This is a genomic window from Flavobacterium sp. B183 (assembly GCF_023539155.1).
GTDB classification, from domain to species: Bacteria; Bacteroidota; Bacteroidia; order Flavobacteriales; family Flavobacteriaceae; genus Flavobacterium; species Flavobacterium tructae.
This window is the reverse complement of sequence record NZ_CP097434.1, coordinates 1-17,598: the sequence shown is the minus strand read 5'-3', so window position 1 is coordinate 17,598 and position 17,598 is coordinate 1. Positions and strand designations below refer to the sequence as shown.

Here is a 17,598-nt window from a genome sequence, read left to right as displayed (position 1 = left end):
CTAGTAGTAAGTAAAACGTCTTACTTTGGCAATGTATTTCGCTAGACGAATTACCTGGTGGCTATAGCCGTATTCGTTATCGTACCAAATGTATAAGACGATATTTTTACCATCTTTAGAAACAATTGTAGCGTTACTATCATAGATTGAAGGAGCTGAAGTTCCTACGATGTCTGACGAAACCAATTCGTTGTTCAATGAATATTTGATTTGCTCTACTAATTCACCTTCCAAAGCGTATTTCTTCATGATCTTGTTGATAGCCAGGATCGAAGTTGCTTTTTTAACTTCTAAGTTTAAAACTACCAATGAACCGTTTGGAACAGGAACTCTGATGGCATTAGATGTTAATTTTCCTTCTAATGATGGCAATGCTTTTGCAACGGCACTTCCTGCACCGGTTTCGGTAATGACCATGTTTAAAGCTGCTGCTCTTCCACGACGGTATTTTTTATGCATATTGTCAACCAAATTCTGGTCGTTTGTATAGGCGTGGATAGTTTCTAAGTGTCCTTTTACTACTCCTAAAGTATCCTCAACAGCTTTTAATACCGGTGTGATAGCATTTGTCGTGCAGGATGCAGCAGAGAAAATATCAATTTCGTCAGGATTGTACTCGTTATGGTTTACTCCGTGAACGATATTTGGAACTCCTTTTCCAGGAGCAGTCAATAAAACTTTACTGGCTCCGTTAGAAGTTAAGTGTCTTTTTAAAGCTTCTTCTGTTGTAAAAGCTCCTGTATTGTCAATAACTAAGGCCTCATTGATTCCGTATAAAGTATAATCAATTTCTTCCGGTGAATTTGCTGTAATGATATGAACGGTAGTTCCGTTGATAATTAATGCATTGTTCTTTGGATCGGCAGTAACAGACCCCTGAAAATCTCCATGTATTGAATCGTATCTTAAAAGAGAAGCTCTTTTCTCTAATGTCGAAGCATCATTTTTGTCTCTGGTAACAATCGCTCTTAGTCGCAATTGATTTCCTTTACCGGTTTTAGACATTAATTCTCTCGCTAATAAACGGCCAATTCTTCCGAAACCATATAAAACAACATCTTTTGGTTGAATTTCTTCTGAAGATTTTGCTTCTTTCAATTTATCGATTACAAAATATCGCGCATCAGGATACTTTTCATCTTCCAAACGATATTCGTAAGTTAGTTTTCCAAGATCTAACTTAGCAGGTGGAAGATCTAAAGATAAAATAACTCTCGCGATTTCCACTGAATCAAAAATGGTGATAGGCTTGCCTACAAATTCACCGGCATATTGATGCAAATTGATAATATCGCTGACATTTTGATCCAGTAATTGGTTTTTGAAAAGAACCATTTCAATGGATTTGTCATACCATAAATCGCTTATGATTTTGATTAATTCGACACCAGCTCTTCTTCGGTCGACTTGTAATGATACCTCTTTTTGGTACAAAGATTTTTTGCTCATAATTGATTAAATTGAAAAAATAAATAGACGACTATTTTTAAATTTTGCGCAAAAGTACCCATTTCAATCGATTTCGTAAACTGTTTTATGATTTATTTTTGAAATTTGTATAAAAAATAATTTTTCCTAATTAGTTAAAAATTGAGCTTATGATAATGAAAATGGGAGCTCATTTGCGAAGGAAAACAAAAAAGTCACCTTATTTCTAAGATGACTTTTTTAGGAGTTTTCAGTCGCAGTTTTCAGTTTTCAGTGTAAAAAAGAAAACTATGACTGTAAACTGAGACTGTAAACGGGGAGACTTAAATAATAATTCTGAGAATTTCTCCCGACTTACTGATCATTTCAAGACGCACACTTTGTCCGTCATTTTTATTGTTTAAAAGTTTAGAAACAGTTTCAATGTTGGTCGCTTTTACATTATCAATACTTAAGATAATATTGCCTTGAAGCTCATTTTGATACTGCATTAAGTTTTCATTCGTGATGCTTCTGATTTTTACACCATAATCAATTTTAAATTTCTTTTTATCTGAAGCATCGATGTTTTCCAGTTCGATTCCTTTAAATTCAGTGCTGAAAAATTCATTTTTACTTAAGGTTACCGGAACTGTTTTTGTTTTTCCATCTTTAATATAGGTCACTTTTACAACATCATTTGGACGTTTGGTATTAATATAACCGGACAGATCTGCATAAGTGGCAATGTTCTGGTCGTCAAGTTTTATAATAATATCACCTTTACCCAATCCTGCTTTTTCGGCTCCGGAATTTTTGGAAACTTTACTAATGTAGAAACCTTGTGTTTCGGTAATTCCTAGTTCTTTAGAAGCGGTACTGTTTAATTCACCTCCTTCAACACCCAAAATACCTCTTTGTACATTTCCGAATTCCATAATGTCTTCGATTATTTTTCGGGCAATATTAGACGGAACAGCAAACGAATATCCAACATAAGAACCGGTCATAGAAGAGATCATAGTATTGATACCGATCAATTCACCTCTGGTGTTTACTAATGCACCACCACTATTTCCGGGGTTTACAGCCGCATCTGTTTGAATGAATGATTGAATTCCGTTAGTATCCAGATTTCGGGCTTTTGCCGAAACAATTCCCGCAGTAACCGTAGACGTTAAATTATACGGGTTTCCTACTGCCAAAACCCACTCTCCGATTTTTACAGAATCAGAATTAGCAAAAGCGGTATAAGGCAATTTTTCATCAGCATTAATTTTCAGTAAAGCGATGTCCATTTTAGAATCGGTACCTATTAATTTTGCTTTGTATGATTTTTTATTGTTTAAAGTAATTTCGATTTCTGTAGCATCTTTAATCACGTGATTATTGGTTACAATGTATCCGTCTTCCGAAATAATAACTCCGGATCCGGTTCCAACTTGCTCCTGCTGTTGTTGACCTCCATAACCGTAGAAAAATTCCATCATAGGATTGCTGACAGTTCTTCGCGAGACATTTTTTACGTGAACAACAGTGTGAATGGTTTTGTCTGCGGCCGCTGTAAAATCAACCGTTTCAGCGGATAGTGCTACGTTTCTTCCAAATGAGTTGGGGGCAAGAGTAACAACAGAATTTCCTCTTCCAAAAAAAGAATTGCTGCTTTCAAATAATAATTTGTAAGCACCAAGGGTAGTTGCACCGCTAAGCAGTGAAACTAAAAATAAGGTTGAAAATCTTTTCATATTACAGTTTATATTATTGGTTATTTTAACGTAAAAATACTTCAAAAAATTATCTGAGAAAATGGTTTAACGCTCTTTAACAATGATTAACATTTCATTAATTATTTGTTCGTACTTTTGTGTCAGTTAATGTAAAAAAAATGCAAATAGAATTTTATAAATATCAGGGTACCGGGAACGATTTTGTTATGATTGACAACCGTTCAGAGTTCTTTCCAAAAGACAATATTAAATTGATTGAACGCCTGTGCGACAGACGTTTCGGGATTGGTGCCGACGGACTTATCTTACTCGAAAATGATACGGAAACGGACTTCAGAATGGTCTATTATAATTCAGACGGAAATCAGAGTTCGATGTGCGGAAATGGCGGTCGTTGTCTGGTAGCTTTTGCCAATCAGTTGGGGGTTATTGACGACAAAACTACCTTTATTGCAACAGATGGATTGCATCATGCTTCGGTGGGAGAGGATGCTATTATTTCCTTGCAGATGATTGATGTGGATGAAGTAAAAAAATACGATTCTTATACTTTTTTAAACACAGGTTCACCGCATCACGTACAGCTTGTAGAGGATTTAGAACATTATAATGTGAAAGAAAATGGTGCCGCAATTCGTTATGGCGAATTATATGGTGAAAAAGGAAGTAACGTTAATTTTGTAAAAAAAGTAGACGATAGTACTTTTTCATTGCGTACTTATGAAAGAGGTGTTGAAGATGAAACTTTGGCTTGCGGAACCGGAGCAACGGCAGTGGCAATTGCAATGAACGCTATTGGTTTAACAGATAAAACGTCAATTCATCTGAATGTTGAAGGCGGAAAATTGGTGGTTTCTTTTGACAAGTCAGACGAACATTTTACCAATGTTTTTTTAACCGGGCCAGCCAAATTCGTTTTCAAAGGAACGATTGAAATTTAATTAGCCTCAAACGATCCAAAATCAGCAATCTAAAATCTAAAATCAAATGATAACACTCAAAGGCGATTCAATTTATCTGCGGGCACTGGAACCTGACGATCTGGAGTTTGTGTATGCTATGGAGAATGATGAGCGCATTTGGGAAGTCAGTAACACCCAGACGCCTTACAGTAGGTTTTTGATCCGCCAGTATCTCGAAAATGCACAGCAGGATATTTATGAGGCCAAGCAATTGCGTTTGGCGATCTGTCAGGATCAGGACTTTCCGGCGATCGGATTAATTGATTTGTTTGAATTTGATCCGAAAAATAACAGAGCAGGGATTGGGATAGTCATTCAAAAGGATGAAAACAGAAATCAAAAAGTTGGATCTGAGGCATTAGGACTTTTAATTAAGTATGCATTTCACCATTTAAATTTGCACCAATTATATGCAAATATTGCTATGGGAAATGCAGCAAGTGTAGCTCTTTTTACTAAATTTGGCTTTGAGAAAATAGGAATTAAGAAGGACTGGGTTTTGCTCCATAACAAATATCAGGATGAAGCAATGTTTCAGTTAATTAATAAACACATTTAAATTTAAAACTTTGAGCATAAAAAAAATCATCACGTTAACTGCTGTTGCCGTAATTTCAGTTTTATTGGTTTACGGATTTATTTTAATTAGTAAAATCTTCAGTGCCAATACCAAATTCGAGGAGAAAGAATTGTACGTGTATGTTCCAACTGGAGCAAAGTATACCGATGTGAAGAAAATATTGGAGCCCTATATCAAGAATTTCGAAGATTTTGAAATGGTGGCTAACAAAAGAAGTTATCCTGAAAATGTAAAGTCAGGTCGTTTTTTGCTTAAAAAAGACATGAACAATATAGATTTGGTTCGCGCTATGCGTTCTAATGTTCCGGTAAAATTAGCTTTTAATAATCAGGAGAGATTGGAAAATTTTGCAGGAAGAGTAGGCTCTGAAATCGAAGCCGACAGTTTATCTTTAATGAAAGCTTTTAAAGATCCGGAATTTTTGGCAGCAAACGGTTTCAACGAAGACAATGTCTTCGCTATGTTTATTCCGAATACTTATGAAATCTACTGGAATACTTCAGCAGAGAAGTTTCGTGATAAAATGATCAAAGAATATCACAATTTTTGGACTGCAGAGAGAATCGAAAAGGCAAAAAAGCAAGGATTAACTCCGGTTCAGGTTACTATTTTAGCTTCCATCGTTCATAAAGAGTCCGTAAAGAAAGATGAAAGACCTCGTATTGCAGGTGTTTATTTGAACCGTTTACGTTTAGAAATGCCATTACAGGCTGATCCAACGGTAATTTACGCTTTAAAACTTAGAGACAATAATTTCGATCAGGTAATTAAAAGAGTTTTTTACAACGACTTGATTATGAAATCGCCTTACAACACTTACGTGAATATCGGACTTCCCCCGGGACCAATTGCAATGCCTGATATTACAGCCCTTGATGCTGTTTTAAACCCGGAGAAAAACGATTATATTTATTTTTGTGCAAGCGTTGAACGTTTCGGATACCATGAATTCGCTGCTACTTTGGCAGAACACAATGTAAATGCAAAAAAATATTCAGACTGGATTGCTAGTCAGGGCGTAACAAGATAGTTTTGAATTTTAAAAGCATATTTTTTTTATCGGTTTTAGGGTTTTGGAGTGTTTTTTCTGTAAACGCTCAAAGCAGGGTTGAAAGTTTTTTAACACCTTCGGATACTTTAAATAAAAAAAGACAAAATACAGTCATAATTACCGAAGCTACTCTGGCTTCGGTAACTTTGCTTGGTTTGAATCAGCTTTGGTATGCTGATTATCCCCGCTCTAATTTCCACTTTATAAATGATAATAACGAATGGCTTCAGATGGATAAGGTGGGGCATATGTATTCTGCCTATCATTTAGGAAGATTTGGTGCTGAAATGATGAAATGGAGTGGTGCTGATCAAAAAAAACAATTAATTTACGGTGCAGGTTTTGGCTTTGCCTTTCTGACGGCTGTCGAAGTATTGGATGGATTTTCATCAGAATGGGGTGCATCTTCAGGAGATGTTATTGCTAATGCCACCGGTACTGCCTTATATGTTTCTCAGGAATTACTTTGGAAAGAACAGCGTATTGTTCCAAAATTCTCTTTTCATACTACACAATATGCAAATTTAAGGCCTAAAGTATTGGGAAGTTCGTTAAATGAACAGCTTTTAAAAGATTATAATGGGCAAACCTATTGGCTCTCTGTAAATCTTCATTCTTTCGCGAAAGAGAGTAAAATTCCAAAGTGGTTAAATGTAGCCTTTGGGTATGGAGCCGATGGAATGTTAACCGGAAATTTACAAAATGATAATCCTGATTTCACACAAAACCCGAAAAGATTTCGTCAGATTTATCTTAGTTTTGACGTAAATTTGAACAAAATTGAAACAAAATCACATTTTTTAAAGACTATTTTTTCCATTTTTAACACGATAAAAATTCCGGCGCCAACTCTCGAATACTCCGCCAATAAAGGGCTTAAAGCGCATGCCTTCTATTTTTAGAAAACATTAACTTGTTGATTATCAGTATAATTTGTTTTTTATTACCTTTGCACCGTAGAAATTTCAAAAAGGTGACAGCGTTTTGAAGAAAAACAATTTATGATAAAGAAGTGGTATTTTTATGCGAGTTTGATCGTTATTATTACATTTTTGACTTTGGGTTTTAAACCCTTTAATCTGGAAACCAAACCGTGGTTTCTAATAGAAAAAACAGATGGATCTGAATACGTATTTCCATCACAGGAAGAGGATGACTATCCCACCTTACACAAATTAAACACCCCATTTACCGGAAAACGCCTTATTGGATTCAAAGAAGCTGTAGCTTTTAAGGAATCTCAAGGGAAATATCGTTTGGTAAATTCGCTAGGTTATATGGGGAAATATCAATTTGGGACTCAGGCACTGAGAGCTATTGGTGTTCAAAACAACAAAGCCTTTTTAAAAGACCCTGCCTTACAGGAAAAAGCATTTCTGGTGTTATTGTCTAAAAACAAATGGATTTTACGCAATGAGATCGAAAAGTATGAAGGGAAAATTATTAACGGTATTGAAATTACAGAGTCTGGTATTTTGGCTGCTGCTCATCTTGGTGGTGCAGGTTCAGTTAAAAACTTTTTTAAGAACAAAGGAGGGCAACACTTTAGAGATGCCTACGGAACTTCTTTAAAAAGTTACCTTAAAGCCTTTGGCGGTTATGATCTTTCGTTTATTGAAGCGGATAGTAACGCTACAATACACCATTAATAAAGTGTAAGCTTTATAAAAAAAACCTGCTGTAAAAAGCAGGTTTTTTTATGGCCGTTTTTAATCGATAATATAGGATGATATCAAGAAGCATAAAAAAAGAGAGACAACTGTCTCTCTCGTAATGGATTTATCTTCTAATCAATTAAAATTTCTAAGATTTTAATGGCCGCTTCACTAATTTTTGTTCCGGGACCAAAGACTGCTACCGCTCCGGCATCAAAAAGAAATTGGTAATCCTGAGCAGGAATTACTCCTCCTACAATGACCATAATATCTTCGCGGCCGTGTTTTTTAAGCTCTTCAATCACCTGAGGGACTAAAGTTTTATGTCCGGCAGCCAGTGATGAAACTCCTAAGATGTGAACGTCATTTTCAACCGCTTGTTTGGCAGCTTCAGCGGGCGTCTGGAATAGTGGACCTATGTCCACGTCGAAACCTACATCGGCATAACCTGTCGCAACTACTTTTGCACCTCGGTCATGTCCGTCTTGTCCCATTTTAGCAATCATAATTCTGGGACGTCTTCCCTCTTGTTTGGCAAAGGCATCAGCTAATTGTTTTGCCTTTTCAAAATTCTCGTCATTTTTTATTGCTGCACTATACACACCGCTAAAGGATTTAATTTGTGCTTTGAATCTGCCGAATACGCTTTCAAGGGCATCGCTAATCTCTCCTAAAGTCGCTCTGTTTCGGGCTGCTTCAATTGCGATTGCGAGTAAGTTACCTTCTCCGGTCTTTGCACAATGAATTAATTTTTCGAGTGATTGATTTACTTTTTCAGTATCTCTGGTTTCTTTAATTTTTTGAAGTTGATCTACTTGCTGCTTGCGAACCATTTGGTTGTCAACATCCAGAATGTGTAGAGGATCTTCTTTTTCTAATCGGTATTGATTTACACCAACAATTATATCTTGTCCGCTGTCTATTCTGGCCTGTTTTCTTGCCGCAGCTTCTTCGATTCTTAATTTCGGAATTCCCGCCTCAATAGCTTTGGTCATCCCGCCTAATTCTTCCACTTCTTCGATAAGTTTCCAGGTGCTTTTGAGAATTTCATCGGTTAAGCTTTCCACATAATAACTTCCTCCCCATGGATCAACGGTTTTGGTAATTTTAGTTTCTTCCTGTAAAAAGATCTGTGTATTACGGGCAATTCTTGCCGAGAAGTCAGTAGGCAAAGCAATAGCTTCATCCAGTGCGTTTGTGTGCAAGGATTGTGTTCCTCCAAAAGCAGCTGCTGTGGCTTCGATACAGGTTCTGGCGACATTATTAAACGGATCTTGTTCGGTTAAACTCCATCCACTAGTCTGACAATGGGTTCTCAGCGCCAAAGATTTATCACTTTTAGGATTGAATTGTTGTACCAGTTTTGCCCAGATCATTCGACCTGCTCTCATTTTGGCAATTTCCATAAAATGATTCATTCCGATAGCCCAAAAGAAAGACAATCGGGGCGCAAAGTCATCAATACTCATTCCGGTAGAAAGACCGGTTCTGATATATTCCAGACCGTCGGCTAAAGTATAGGCCAGTTCAATATCGGCAGTGGCACCCGCTTCCTGCATGTGGTATCCCGAAATTGAAATAGAGTTGAATTTGGGCATTTTTTGACTCGTAAATTCGAAGATATCAGCAATGATCTTCATCGAAGGAGTCGGAGGGTAGATATAGGTGTTACGTACCATGAACTCTTTCAGAATATCGTTTTGAATGGTTCCGGATAATTTCCCAATCGGTACGCCCTGTTCTTCTGCCGCAACGATATAAAAAGCCATAATAGGTAAAACGGCTCCATTCATAGTCATTGAAACCGACATTTCATCAAGCGGAATCTGATCGAATAGTATTTTCATGTCTTCGACAGAATCGATGGCTACCCCGGCTTTTCCAACATCACCAACTACTCTTTCATGATCGGAATCGTAACCACGATGGGTAGGTAAATCGAAGGCAATCGAAAGTCCTTTTTGTCCGGCAGCCAAATTTCTTCTGTAAAAAGCATTACTCTCTTCAGCGGTCGAAAATCCTGCATATTGACGAATCGTCCACGGACGTCTTACATACATGGTAGCGTAAGGTCCGCGCAAGTTGGGTGCAAACCCGGCTCCAAAATCAAGAAATTCTAAATCTTCAAGATCCTTTTCAGAGTATCTTTTTTTGAGCTCAATTCCTTCGGCCGTGGTGAAGTTATGCGTTACGGGTTCTGAGTTATGTGCCAGTTGGTCTAACTTTTCACGGTTAACATCTAACTTAATATGTGTAAGGTCTTTTCTAATCATGGAGACTCTTCGTTGTATAGTTTAATTAATTACTTTAAAAAGATTATTCAAGTTCCAATCGCTCCTGCTCCAATTTTTCGGCTAATCTTTTTTCTATTATTGGAGTAATTAATGTTTTTCTTGGTTTTATTTTTACGAAAGGAAACAATTCTAAATCATGTTTCATTTTGTCTTCTTTGTTCGGATGTTTGTTCGTACCTAACAGAATCTCCTTTTTAGAATCGAATAATTCCTGTTCTTTTGCAGCACTTTCCTGAATTTTCTTCTTGATCGTTCCGTCATTTAAAAGTTTTAAGAATCCTCCATTTGCTTCAATGTCTTTAAACAAGGTTAAGCTTTTTTCGGCCAGCTGCATCGTCAGGCTTTCAATGTAATAACTTCCGTCTGCCGGATTATCAACCTTGTCAAAATAACTTTCATGTTTTAAAACCAGTAATTGATTGCGGGCAATACGATCACCAAATTCATTGTCTTTATGATACAAAGAATCGTAAGGCAGGTTGGCTACAGCATCTGCACCGCCTAAAATAGCCGACATGCATTCTGTAGTTGTGCGCAACATATTAACATTGTAATCGTAAATCGTTTTATTTCGTTTGGTCGGAGTTACTACTAAATGACATTCTAAGTCAGGATTATATTCCGCAGCGATTAATTTGAAAAGCATGCGCAAGGCACGAAGTTTCGCAATTTCAAAGAAATAATTAGTTCCTACTGAAACTTCAAAAACAATTGGTTTTAAAGTATTCGGAAAGCGGTTCAAATATTCATTGGCGTGTGCTAAGCTATAAGCAATTTGCTGCGTGATAGTAGCGCCTGCATTTTGATACAAACCCGAGTCGATACTTAAAAATGAAATATTGGTTGTCGCTTTTGAAATTTTTTCCAGCGTTTCAAAATTATTTTTATCTGCTGTAGAAAACCAGTTTCCTTCTCTTGCCAATTGTCCAATAGGGTCAATATTGCAATAAAAAGTTGCTTTCTTCTGAATTGAAATCTGGTCCAATAGTTTTACGAAATCGATTGAAATGAAATTCAAATTAAAGTAAACAATTCTGTTTTCTAAAGGAAGTGTTTCCAGTAATTTTTGAACATCAATGGTTTTGTCTTCAATTGTGAAACGCAGACTTTCAGCGCCTCTTTCAAGTGTATTGATGGCTCTCTGAATTGATTTGTCAATATCGTAAACAAAAATGTTCTGGCAAATTTTAAAGTTGGATACCTGAGTTTTTACCGTTGCGGCCTTTGTAAATTCATCAGTGTGGTAAAATGGCTTTACCTGAATGTCTTCGGGAGAATTCCAAATTACAGTTTGGTTGTAATCGGCTCCATCTAATTCAAACTGAATTTTTTGTTTCCATTGTTTGGATGAAATCGGACTAAAATCGTCGAACAGGGTAGTGGCCATTGTATATTTTTTCGGGTTATTCTTTATCTTGAATGGTATCTCCTTCAAAATGTATGATGTAAATATCTTCGCTGTCTTTTTTCATAAAGTACTTTTCGCGGGCATATTTTTCAATTTGTTCAGGATTTTTGAGCTGTTTGATTTGTTCCTGATCTTTTTTTATTTCGTCCTGATAGTATTTTTTATTGTCTTGTAATTCATGAATCTGGTTGTCCAGAAAACGATGATCAAAATAAGAATAATTATCTAAGAATAACATCCATATTACAAAAAAGAGCAGCACCCAAACGTATTTGTTACCCAGGAGTTTAAACCATTTTTTGTCTTTATATGGGTTTTTAATTTTCATTTAACCGATTGCGTTTTATAATTTCGATTGATGTTTTGGTTTTGATAGAAGTGATACTCCTTTTGTGCCATTTTCAGGCACAAAAGTTGAAATGTATCTTCTAAGTTTGATGCATTAAATTTACAATAAAAATTATAAAATTCGCTGATTAATTACAGCCCGGACTACATCAATGGCCACGGTATTGTATTTGTCGTTTGGAATTATAATGTCGGCGAAAGCCTTAGAAGGTTCTATAAACTGTTCGTGCATTGGCTTTAAGGTGTTTTGATAACGTGTTAAAACTTCGTCAATATCACGTCCGCGTTCTGAAATGTCTCTTTTTAAACGACGGATTAATCTTTCGTCTGAATCAGCATGAACAAAAATTTTGATGTCAAAAAGATCACGTAATTCCGGATTGGTTAGAATTAAAATTCCCTCAACAATCATTACTTTTCTTGGGTGAGTTGAAACCGTATCGTCGGTTCTGTTGTGCTGTATGAAAGAATATACAGGCTGGTCTATGGTTTCCCCTGCTTTTAAAGCTTTAAGGTGTTTTACCAGCAATTCAAAATCGATCGCGCGCGGGTGGTCGAAATTGATTAATGCTCTTTCGTCAAATGACAAATTGTTAGTCTCTTTATAATACGAATCCTGAGAAATTACACCCACTTCTGTGTCCGGTAATTCATTCATGATTTGGTGTACTACTGTCGTTTTTCCACTTCCTGTTCCTCCTGCAAGTCCAATAATGAGCATAAAATTTGTGTTATATATTTGTTCGGCAAAAATAATAATTTAAGTGGATTCATAATGGTATCCGAACTTTAAAATTGAATTTATGCGGATAAGTTTAACTAAGGTTTTGAAAGGATTACAGGAACTATGCAAAAAAAATCCCGATAGCAATGCCATCGGGATTTGGTGCAATCAGTATAGTTTTAATAAAATATTCTGAATTTAGTAAGCACTTGTAATTATTTGTTCTTTTTGGCTTTAATCATCATTTCAAGCTGATCCCAAAGTTCTTCCGGGATTGCTTCTAGTAAATTAAACTGTCCGGCACCTTTTAACCACTCTCCTCCATCAATTGTAATAACGTCTCCATTTACATAAGCTGAAAAATCTGAAACTAAATAAGCTGCCAGATTAGCCAATTCCTGATGATCGCCTACACGTTTTAAAGGTACTTTTTTCGCCATATCGAATTTTTCGGCAAGATCTCCCGGTAATAATCGATCCCAGGCTCCTTTTGTAGGGAATGGCCCCGGAGCAATTGCGTTAGAACGAATTCCGTATTTTGCCCATTCAACGGCCAAACTACGAGTCATTGCCAGTACTCCCGCTTTTGCAGTTGCACTTGGTACGACATAAGCTGAACCAGTCCAAGCATAAGTTGTAACAATATTTAAAATCGTAGCAGAGGTTTGTTTGGTGTCAATCCAGTGTTTTCCAAACGCAAGTGTACAGTTTTTAGTACCTTTCAATACAATATCAATAACTGTATCAAAAGCATTCGCAGATAAACGTTCTGTTGGCGAGATGAAATTTCCGGCAGCATTATTCAAAAGAACATCTACTTTTCCAAAAGTTTTTAAAACTTCCTGAAGCATGTTCTCCACTTCTTCGTAATGACGAACGTCACATTGAAGCGGTAAACATTTTCCTCCGGTTTCAGTTTCAAGTTCAGCGGCAGTGTTTTTAAGCTTTTCTAAATCTCTTGAAGTAATGGCTACCTGAGCCCCTAATTCTAAAAAGTATTTGGTCATGGCTTTTCCTAAACCGCTTCCTCCACCTGTAACAACAATGACTTTGCTTTTTAAAGCGTCATCTCTTAACATTTTATCTGTATAGCTCATATGTATTTCTTTTTATTACAATATTAATTAAATAAATAGGATGCACGCATAATAATGTTATAAAATTTTAATAAACTTTAAATATCACCTAATTTTTTTGCGGCAGCTTCTAGTGTAAAATTGTCTTTAGCAAAGCAAAAACGGATTAGCTTTTGATCTTTGTGGTCGGAATAAAAAGTAGAAATAGGAATTGCGGCGACACCATGCTCTGTGATTAATTTTTTACAGAAAGTAACATCGTCATCGGCTGAAATATTGGCATAAGAAGCCACCTGAAAATAAGTTCCTTCGCAGGGATTTAATTCAAATCGGCTATTTTGAAGTAGTTTTTGAAAATAATCTCTTTTTTCCTGATAGAACTTTCCAAGTAAATTGACATCGACAATCTCCAGATATTGACTGATGGCAGCCTGTGAAATACTATTCACACTAAAAACCAGAAACTGATGTACTTTTTTTATTTCCTTCATTAAGTGTTCTGGAGCAACGGTGTAGCCAATTTTCCATCCCGTAATATGAAATGATTTTCCAAAAGAAGAAACCATGATACAACGGTTTAAAAGAAATTCTTTGGTGTGCGCCGAAATGTGTTTCTCTTCAAAAGTGATGTATTCGTAAACTTCATCAGACAGGACAAGAAGGTCAGGGTGTTTGGATAATAGTCTCTCTAAGTGAGAAAAATCATCCTGAGTCAAAATTTTACCTGTTGGATTATGCGGATTGTTGATGATAATCATCTTCGTTTTTGAAGAACAGGCTTTTTCTATTGTTTCCCAATTTGGGGTGTAATCGTCGTTTAAGGCGACACGAACAGGTTTTGCGTTGCACAACAAAACAGGAGATTCATACGAATCGTAGCTCGGATCCAGAATGATGACTTCATCACCGGTTTTGACCAAAGCCAAAATTGTAGTGAAAATTCCCTGAGTGGCCCCCGCTGTTACCAGAATTTCGGTTTCCGGATGAATGGTTCTGTAATAAGATCTCTGAACCAATTGTGCTATTTGTCCCATCAATGGAGGGAATCCTGCCATTGGAGTATATTGGTGCACGTTTTCTTTTGCTAATCGCGCAATGATATCGGTCAATCTTTCATCAACAGGGAAATTCGGGAATCCTTGTGAGAGATTTATTGCGTTGTATTCCGTTGCCATTTTAGACATGACCGTAAAAATACTGGTGGTTACATTGGGAAGTTTACTCATGATAAAGTTTGATTAGGGGAAAACTTGTGAGTGATACAGATGAATCTTGTCTAGCTTATAGTTATCGCGCCTGTATTCAAGGTTCTTACTTCTTTTGTTTTATACTTGCCGGGCTTCCATTTTGCAGCAGACTTTAAAACACGCGTTGCTTCATCTCCGGTTTTAAACCCAAGATCTCTTATAATCTTTATATCACTAACAGAACCGTCTTTTTCGATGATAAAAGTGAAGTAGATTTTTCCTGTTAGATTCGGTTTTTCAGTGGGTTTTATAAAATTTCTGTTAAGGAACGCAGTGAATTCAGTGACACCACCAGGGTATTCGGGTTTTTCCTCTATTCCTTTGAGATCATAGACAGTATTGTCATTCGAAATTGAACTTGCTGTTGTTTTTTCGGATTCTTTGTTGGTTTGCGAAAATGTAATTTGGACAAAGCAGATCAGAAGTAGGAGAAGAAACTTTTTCATTATGAATACGGTTTAATAGTTTACATTTTATGAATAATAAAAATGGTAGGGCGTTTGTCGATATCTATTTTTAGTTTTTTCCAATCCGAAACCCGCATTGTTTTAATGAATTCTGTTGGTAAAGTAATATCTGTTGCAATACAAAGATGTGTTGACGGATTTAAAATCTGTAAAAGATCTTCGATTAATTTGTTGTTTCTATACGGAGTTTCAATAAAAAGCTGTGATTGGTTTTTATCTTGTGATAATCTTTCGAAATGACGGATTGCTGATTTTTTTTCGTCTTTATCAATAGGTAAATAGCCATTGAAAGTAAAACTTTGTCCGTTCATTCCGGAAGCCATCATGGCTAATAAAATAGAAGAAGGCCCAACTAAAGGTACCACCTGAATTCCTTTTTCATGTGCCAGCTTTACAATTACGGCACCGGGATCAGCAACACCGGGACAGCCGGCTTCACTCATTAATCCAACGTTTTTTCCTTCCAGCAAAGGTTTGATGAAATCTAAATGTTCGCTTGTTTCTGTGCGTTTGTTAAGAGTAAAAAGAATCAGTTCAGATTGTTTTTTTTCCGGCGAGACAGCTTTTATGGATTTACGGGCCGTTTTTTCGTTTTCAACAATATAGTGATCTATAAAATCGATGCTTCTTTTGACAGTTTGAGGTAAAACATCCATAGGGTCGCTTTCGCCCATTGTTGTTGGAATTAAGTATAGTTTTCCCAGGAGTTTCATAGATGTCTTTTTATTTTGTTAGGAAAAGAAGAGCTTATGAATGTTTTTCGATAAGTTTCTTCGAGATGATATCGGTTACTTCGTCTAACATTTGATATACATTTTCAAATCCGTTGGTAACGCCAAAGTAAGGATCCGGAACATCTACGTTTTCATCCGGAAATAATTCGTCTAAAATCAGACGGACTTTGTTTTTGTGTTCTTCAGTCTGAGCCAGTTTTATAACGTCGTCATAATTAGAAGAATCCATCACGTAGATGTAATCAAAAGTATTGAAGTCAGCAGGTTTGAATTGTCTTCCTTTTTGGTTTCCAATGTCGAGGCCGTTTTTTTTGGCTACTGCTATAGATCGTTTATCAGGGGAGTGTCCTACATGCCAGGATCCGGTTCCGGCTGAGTCAACGATGAAATTATTTTTGGGTAATTTTGAAGCTAAAATACCTTCAGCTAAAGGTGATCTGCAAATGTTTCCCAAACAAACCATTAAAATTCTTACTGGCATGATGCGCGTTTATAGCGTTAGTTTTTTGTTGATGTCTTCGACAAATTTTTTGAATTGTTTGTCTGTAGAAACTAAATTGTCAACTGTTTTGCAAGCGTGTAATACGGTAGCGTGGTCGCGATCTCCAATTTGTGAGCCAATGTTTGCCAAAGAAGCTTTGGTGAATTTCTTTGCAAAAAACATGGCCAATTGTCTCGCCTGTACCACGTGCCTCTTTCGGGTTTTAGATTGAAGTGTTTCAACATCCAACTGGAAATAATCAGACACAATTTTTTGAATATAATCGATAGAGATTTCTCTCTTTACATTTTTAACAAATTTCTCTACAACACTTTTGGCTAACTCAATAGTAACTTCTTTTTTGTTGAACGAAGACTGAGCAATTAAGGAAATAATAGCTCCCTCTAATTCTCTAACGTTACTCTTGATGTTACGTGCCACATATTCAATAATATCTTCCGGCATTTCAACACCATCACGATATAGTATGTTTTTTAAGATAGAGATGCGAGTCTCGTAATCCGGTTGGTGCAGCTCGGCAGAAAGACCCCATTTGAAACGGGATAATAAACGCTGCTCGATATCCTGCATGTCAACAGGTGCCTTGTCCGAAGTAAGGATTACCTGTTTTCCGTTTTGATGTAAATAATTGAAAATATGGAAGAATACATCCTGAGTTCCTGATTTTCCGGATAAAAACTGAACGTCGTCAATAATTAAAACATCGATTAACTGATAAAAATGAATAAAATCATTACGATTGTTCTTTTTAACAGAATCAATATATTGCTGCGTGAAAATTTCGGCAGAAATGTATAAAACCGTTTTTTCAGGGTATTTGTCTTTTACTTCCACACCTATAGCATGTGCCAAGTGTGTTTTTCCTAATCCAACTCCTCCAAAAATCAATAACGGATTAAAGGAAGTTCCTCCAGGCTTGTTGGCAACTGCCATACCTGCAGAACGGGCTAAACGGTTTGAATCTCCTTCAAGGAAATTATCAAAACTGTAATTTGGATTTAACTGAGATTCAATTTTTAAATTTCGGATTCCCGGAATTACAAACGGATTCTTAAGTTCAGGATTTAGGTTTTTAAACGGAGCATCAACCTCTTGAGGTTTCATTGGAACTCTGTTGGAACTTGGCAGCTGCTCGGTAAACGGCTGTTTATTTCCATAAGTGTTCTCCATTTTAATTTTATAGAGTAACTTTGCGTTTTTTCCCAGTTCTTTGGTAAGTGCAACTTTCAATAATTTTACGTAATGCTCTTCGAGCCATTCGTAGAAAAATTTACTTGGTACTTGAATGTATAACGCGTTATCGGTTAGTTCAACTGACTTGATTGGCTCAAACCAAGTTTTGTATGCTTGATCTTGAATATTGTCCTTTATAAAAGACAAACAGTTTTCCCATACCGATTGAGCAGTTTTAGTCAT

The 17,598-nt window shown here is 36.4% G+C and carries 17 protein-coding genes; 5 read left to right on the top strand and 12 right to left on the bottom strand.

What is annotated here, in order from left to right:
• Positions 1 to 1,449 carry a glyceraldehyde-3-phosphate dehydrogenase gene (locus M4I44_RS00085; RefSeq protein ID WP_017498636.1) on the bottom strand — a complete coding sequence of 483 codons (1,449 nt, stop codon included), beginning with the start codon at positions 1,447 to 1,449 and terminating at the stop codon, positions 1 to 3.
• A gap of 302 nt (positions 1,450 to 1,751) precedes the next feature.
• Positions 1,752 to 3,152: a trypsin-like peptidase domain-containing protein gene (locus M4I44_RS00080; protein WP_249966186.1), complete on the bottom strand. Its 1,401-nt coding sequence runs from the start codon at positions 3,150 to 3,152 to the stop codon at positions 1,752 to 1,754.
• A 140-nt stretch (positions 3,153 to 3,292) separates the two neighbouring features.
• Between M4I44_RS00080 and dapF the strand changes: the two genes are divergently transcribed.
• The 5 genes from dapF (at position 3,293) to M4I44_RS00055 (ending at position 7,376) form a co-directional block, all read left to right on the top strand.
• Positions 3,293 to 4,075, top strand: a complete 783-nt coding sequence (gene dapF, locus M4I44_RS00075; RefSeq protein ID WP_249966185.1) for a diaminopimelate epimerase — start codon at positions 3,293 to 3,295, stop codon at positions 4,073 to 4,075.
• 46 nt (positions 4,076 to 4,121) lie between these two features.
• Positions 4,122 to 4,655: a GNAT family N-acetyltransferase gene (locus M4I44_RS00070; RefSeq protein ID WP_017498634.1), complete on the top strand. Its 534-nt coding sequence runs from the start codon at positions 4,122 to 4,124 to the stop codon at positions 4,653 to 4,655.
• A gap of 10 nt (positions 4,656 to 4,665) precedes the next feature.
• Positions 4,666 to 5,706, top strand: a complete 1,041-nt coding sequence (gene mltG, locus M4I44_RS00065; protein WP_249966183.1) for an endolytic transglycosylase MltG — start codon at positions 4,666 to 4,668, stop codon at positions 5,704 to 5,706.
• A gap of 2 nt (positions 5,707 to 5,708) precedes the next feature.
• The gene (locus M4I44_RS00060) at positions 5,709 to 6,629 is read left to right on the top strand and encodes a DUF2279 domain-containing protein (RefSeq protein ID WP_017498632.1); all 921 of its coding nucleotides are present in this window, start codon (positions 5,709 to 5,711) and stop codon (positions 6,627 to 6,629) included.
• A gap of 99 nt (positions 6,630 to 6,728) precedes the next feature.
• Complete coding sequence (locus M4I44_RS00055; RefSeq protein ID WP_070907530.1) at positions 6,729 to 7,376, top strand: peptidoglycan-binding protein LysM; 648 nt, start codon at positions 6,729 to 6,731, stop codon at positions 7,374 to 7,376.
• Between the two features lie 137 nt (positions 7,377 to 7,513).
• Here the strand turns inward: M4I44_RS00055 and scpA are convergent, their stop codons facing one another.
• From scpA to dnaA, 10 genes are all read right to left on the bottom strand, one after another.
• Positions 7,514 to 9,655, bottom strand: coding sequence for a methylmalonyl-CoA mutase (gene scpA / locus M4I44_RS00050; RefSeq protein ID WP_017498629.1), 2,142 nt, complete (start codon positions 9,653 to 9,655; stop codon positions 7,514 to 7,516).
• A 43-nt stretch (positions 9,656 to 9,698) separates the two neighbouring features.
• Positions 9,699 to 11,063, bottom strand: coding sequence for a methylmalonyl-CoA mutase subunit beta (locus tag M4I44_RS00045; protein WP_249966182.1), 1,365 nt, complete (start codon positions 11,061 to 11,063; stop codon positions 9,699 to 9,701).
• A gap of 16 nt (positions 11,064 to 11,079) precedes the next feature.
• Positions 11,080 to 11,412, bottom strand: coding sequence for a septum formation initiator family protein (locus M4I44_RS00040; RefSeq protein WP_017498627.1), 333 nt, complete (start codon positions 11,410 to 11,412; stop codon positions 11,080 to 11,082).
• Positions 11,413 to 11,544: 132 nt separating this feature from the next.
• Positions 11,545 to 12,153, bottom strand: a complete 609-nt coding sequence (udk, locus tag M4I44_RS00035; protein ID WP_017498626.1) for a uridine kinase — start codon at positions 12,151 to 12,153, stop codon at positions 11,545 to 11,547.
• A gap of 218 nt (positions 12,154 to 12,371) precedes the next feature.
• The gene (locus M4I44_RS00030) at positions 12,372 to 13,253 is read right to left on the bottom strand and encodes an SDR family oxidoreductase (RefSeq protein WP_249966181.1); all 882 of its coding nucleotides are present in this window, start codon (positions 13,251 to 13,253) and stop codon (positions 12,372 to 12,374) included.
• 77 nt (positions 13,254 to 13,330) lie between these two features.
• Positions 13,331 to 14,458, bottom strand: coding sequence for a methionine aminotransferase (locus M4I44_RS00025; protein ID WP_249966180.1), 1,128 nt, complete (start codon positions 14,456 to 14,458; stop codon positions 13,331 to 13,333).
• A gap of 50 nt (positions 14,459 to 14,508) precedes the next feature.
• On the bottom strand, positions 14,509 to 14,925 hold the full coding sequence (locus tag M4I44_RS00020; RefSeq protein ID WP_249966179.1) for an energy transducer TonB: 417 nt from the start codon (positions 14,923 to 14,925) through the stop codon (positions 14,509 to 14,511).
• Positions 14,926 to 14,945: 20 nt separating this feature from the next.
• Positions 14,946 to 15,659 (bottom strand): SAM-dependent methyltransferase, encoded by a 714-nt coding sequence (locus M4I44_RS00015; RefSeq protein WP_089076556.1) that lies wholly within the window; start codon positions 15,657 to 15,659, stop codon positions 14,946 to 14,948.
• Between the two features lie 34 nt (positions 15,660 to 15,693).
• A complete protein-coding gene (locus M4I44_RS00010) occupies positions 15,694 to 16,161 on the bottom strand; it encodes a low molecular weight protein-tyrosine-phosphatase (RefSeq protein ID WP_026110208.1) in 468 nt (155 codons plus the stop codon).
• Between the two features lie 9 nt (positions 16,162 to 16,170).
• Positions 16,171 to 17,598, bottom strand: coding sequence for a chromosomal replication initiator protein DnaA (dnaA, locus tag M4I44_RS00005; protein ID WP_017498620.1), 1,428 nt, complete (start codon positions 17,596 to 17,598; stop codon positions 16,171 to 16,173).

Coding starts and splice junctions, on each gene's coding strand:
- M4I44_RS00085 (WP_017498636.1), bottom strand. CDS start 1,449: ATGAGCAAAAAATCTTTGTACCAAAAAGAGGTATCATTACAAGTCGAC.
- M4I44_RS00080 (WP_249966186.1), bottom strand. CDS start 3,152: ATGAAAAGATTTTCAACCTTATTTTTAGTTTCACTGCTTAGCGGTGCA.
- dapF (WP_249966185.1), top strand. CDS start 3,293: ATGCAAATAGAATTTTATAAATATCAGGGTACCGGGAACGATTTTGTT.
- M4I44_RS00070 (WP_017498634.1), top strand. CDS start 4,122: ATGATAACACTCAAAGGCGATTCAATTTATCTGCGGGCACTGGAACCT.
- M4I44_RS00055 (WP_070907530.1), top strand. CDS start 6,729: ATGATAAAGAAGTGGTATTTTTATGCGAGTTTGATCGTTATTATTACA.
- scpA (WP_017498629.1), bottom strand. CDS start 9,655: ATGATTAGAAAAGACCTTACACATATTAAGTTAGATGTTAACCGTGAA.
- M4I44_RS00045 (WP_249966182.1), bottom strand. CDS start 11,063: ATGGCCACTACCCTGTTCGACGATTTTAGTCCGATTTCATCCAAACAA.
- M4I44_RS00040 (WP_017498627.1), bottom strand. CDS start 11,412: ATGAAAATTAAAAACCCATATAAAGACAAAAAATGGTTTAAACTCCTG.
- udk (WP_017498626.1), bottom strand. CDS start 12,153: ATGCTCATTATTGGACTTGCAGGAGGAACAGGAAGTGGAAAAACGACA.
- M4I44_RS00030 (WP_249966181.1), bottom strand. CDS start 13,253: ATGAGCTATACAGATAAAATGTTAAGAGATGACGCTTTAAAAAGCAAA.
- M4I44_RS00025 (WP_249966180.1), bottom strand. CDS start 14,458: ATGAGTAAACTTCCCAATGTAACCACCAGTATTTTTACGGTCATGTCT.
- M4I44_RS00020 (WP_249966179.1), bottom strand. CDS start 14,925: ATGAAAAAGTTTCTTCTCCTACTTCTGATCTGCTTTGTCCAAATTACA.
- M4I44_RS00015 (WP_089076556.1), bottom strand. CDS start 15,659: ATGAAACTCCTGGGAAAACTATACTTAATTCCAACAACAATGGGCGAA.
- M4I44_RS00010 (WP_026110208.1), bottom strand. CDS start 16,161: ATGCCAGTAAGAATTTTAATGGTTTGTTTGGGAAACATTTGCAGATCA.
- dnaA (WP_017498620.1), bottom strand. CDS start 17,598: ATGACTAAAACTGCTCAATCGGTATGGGAAAACTGTTTGTCTTTTATA.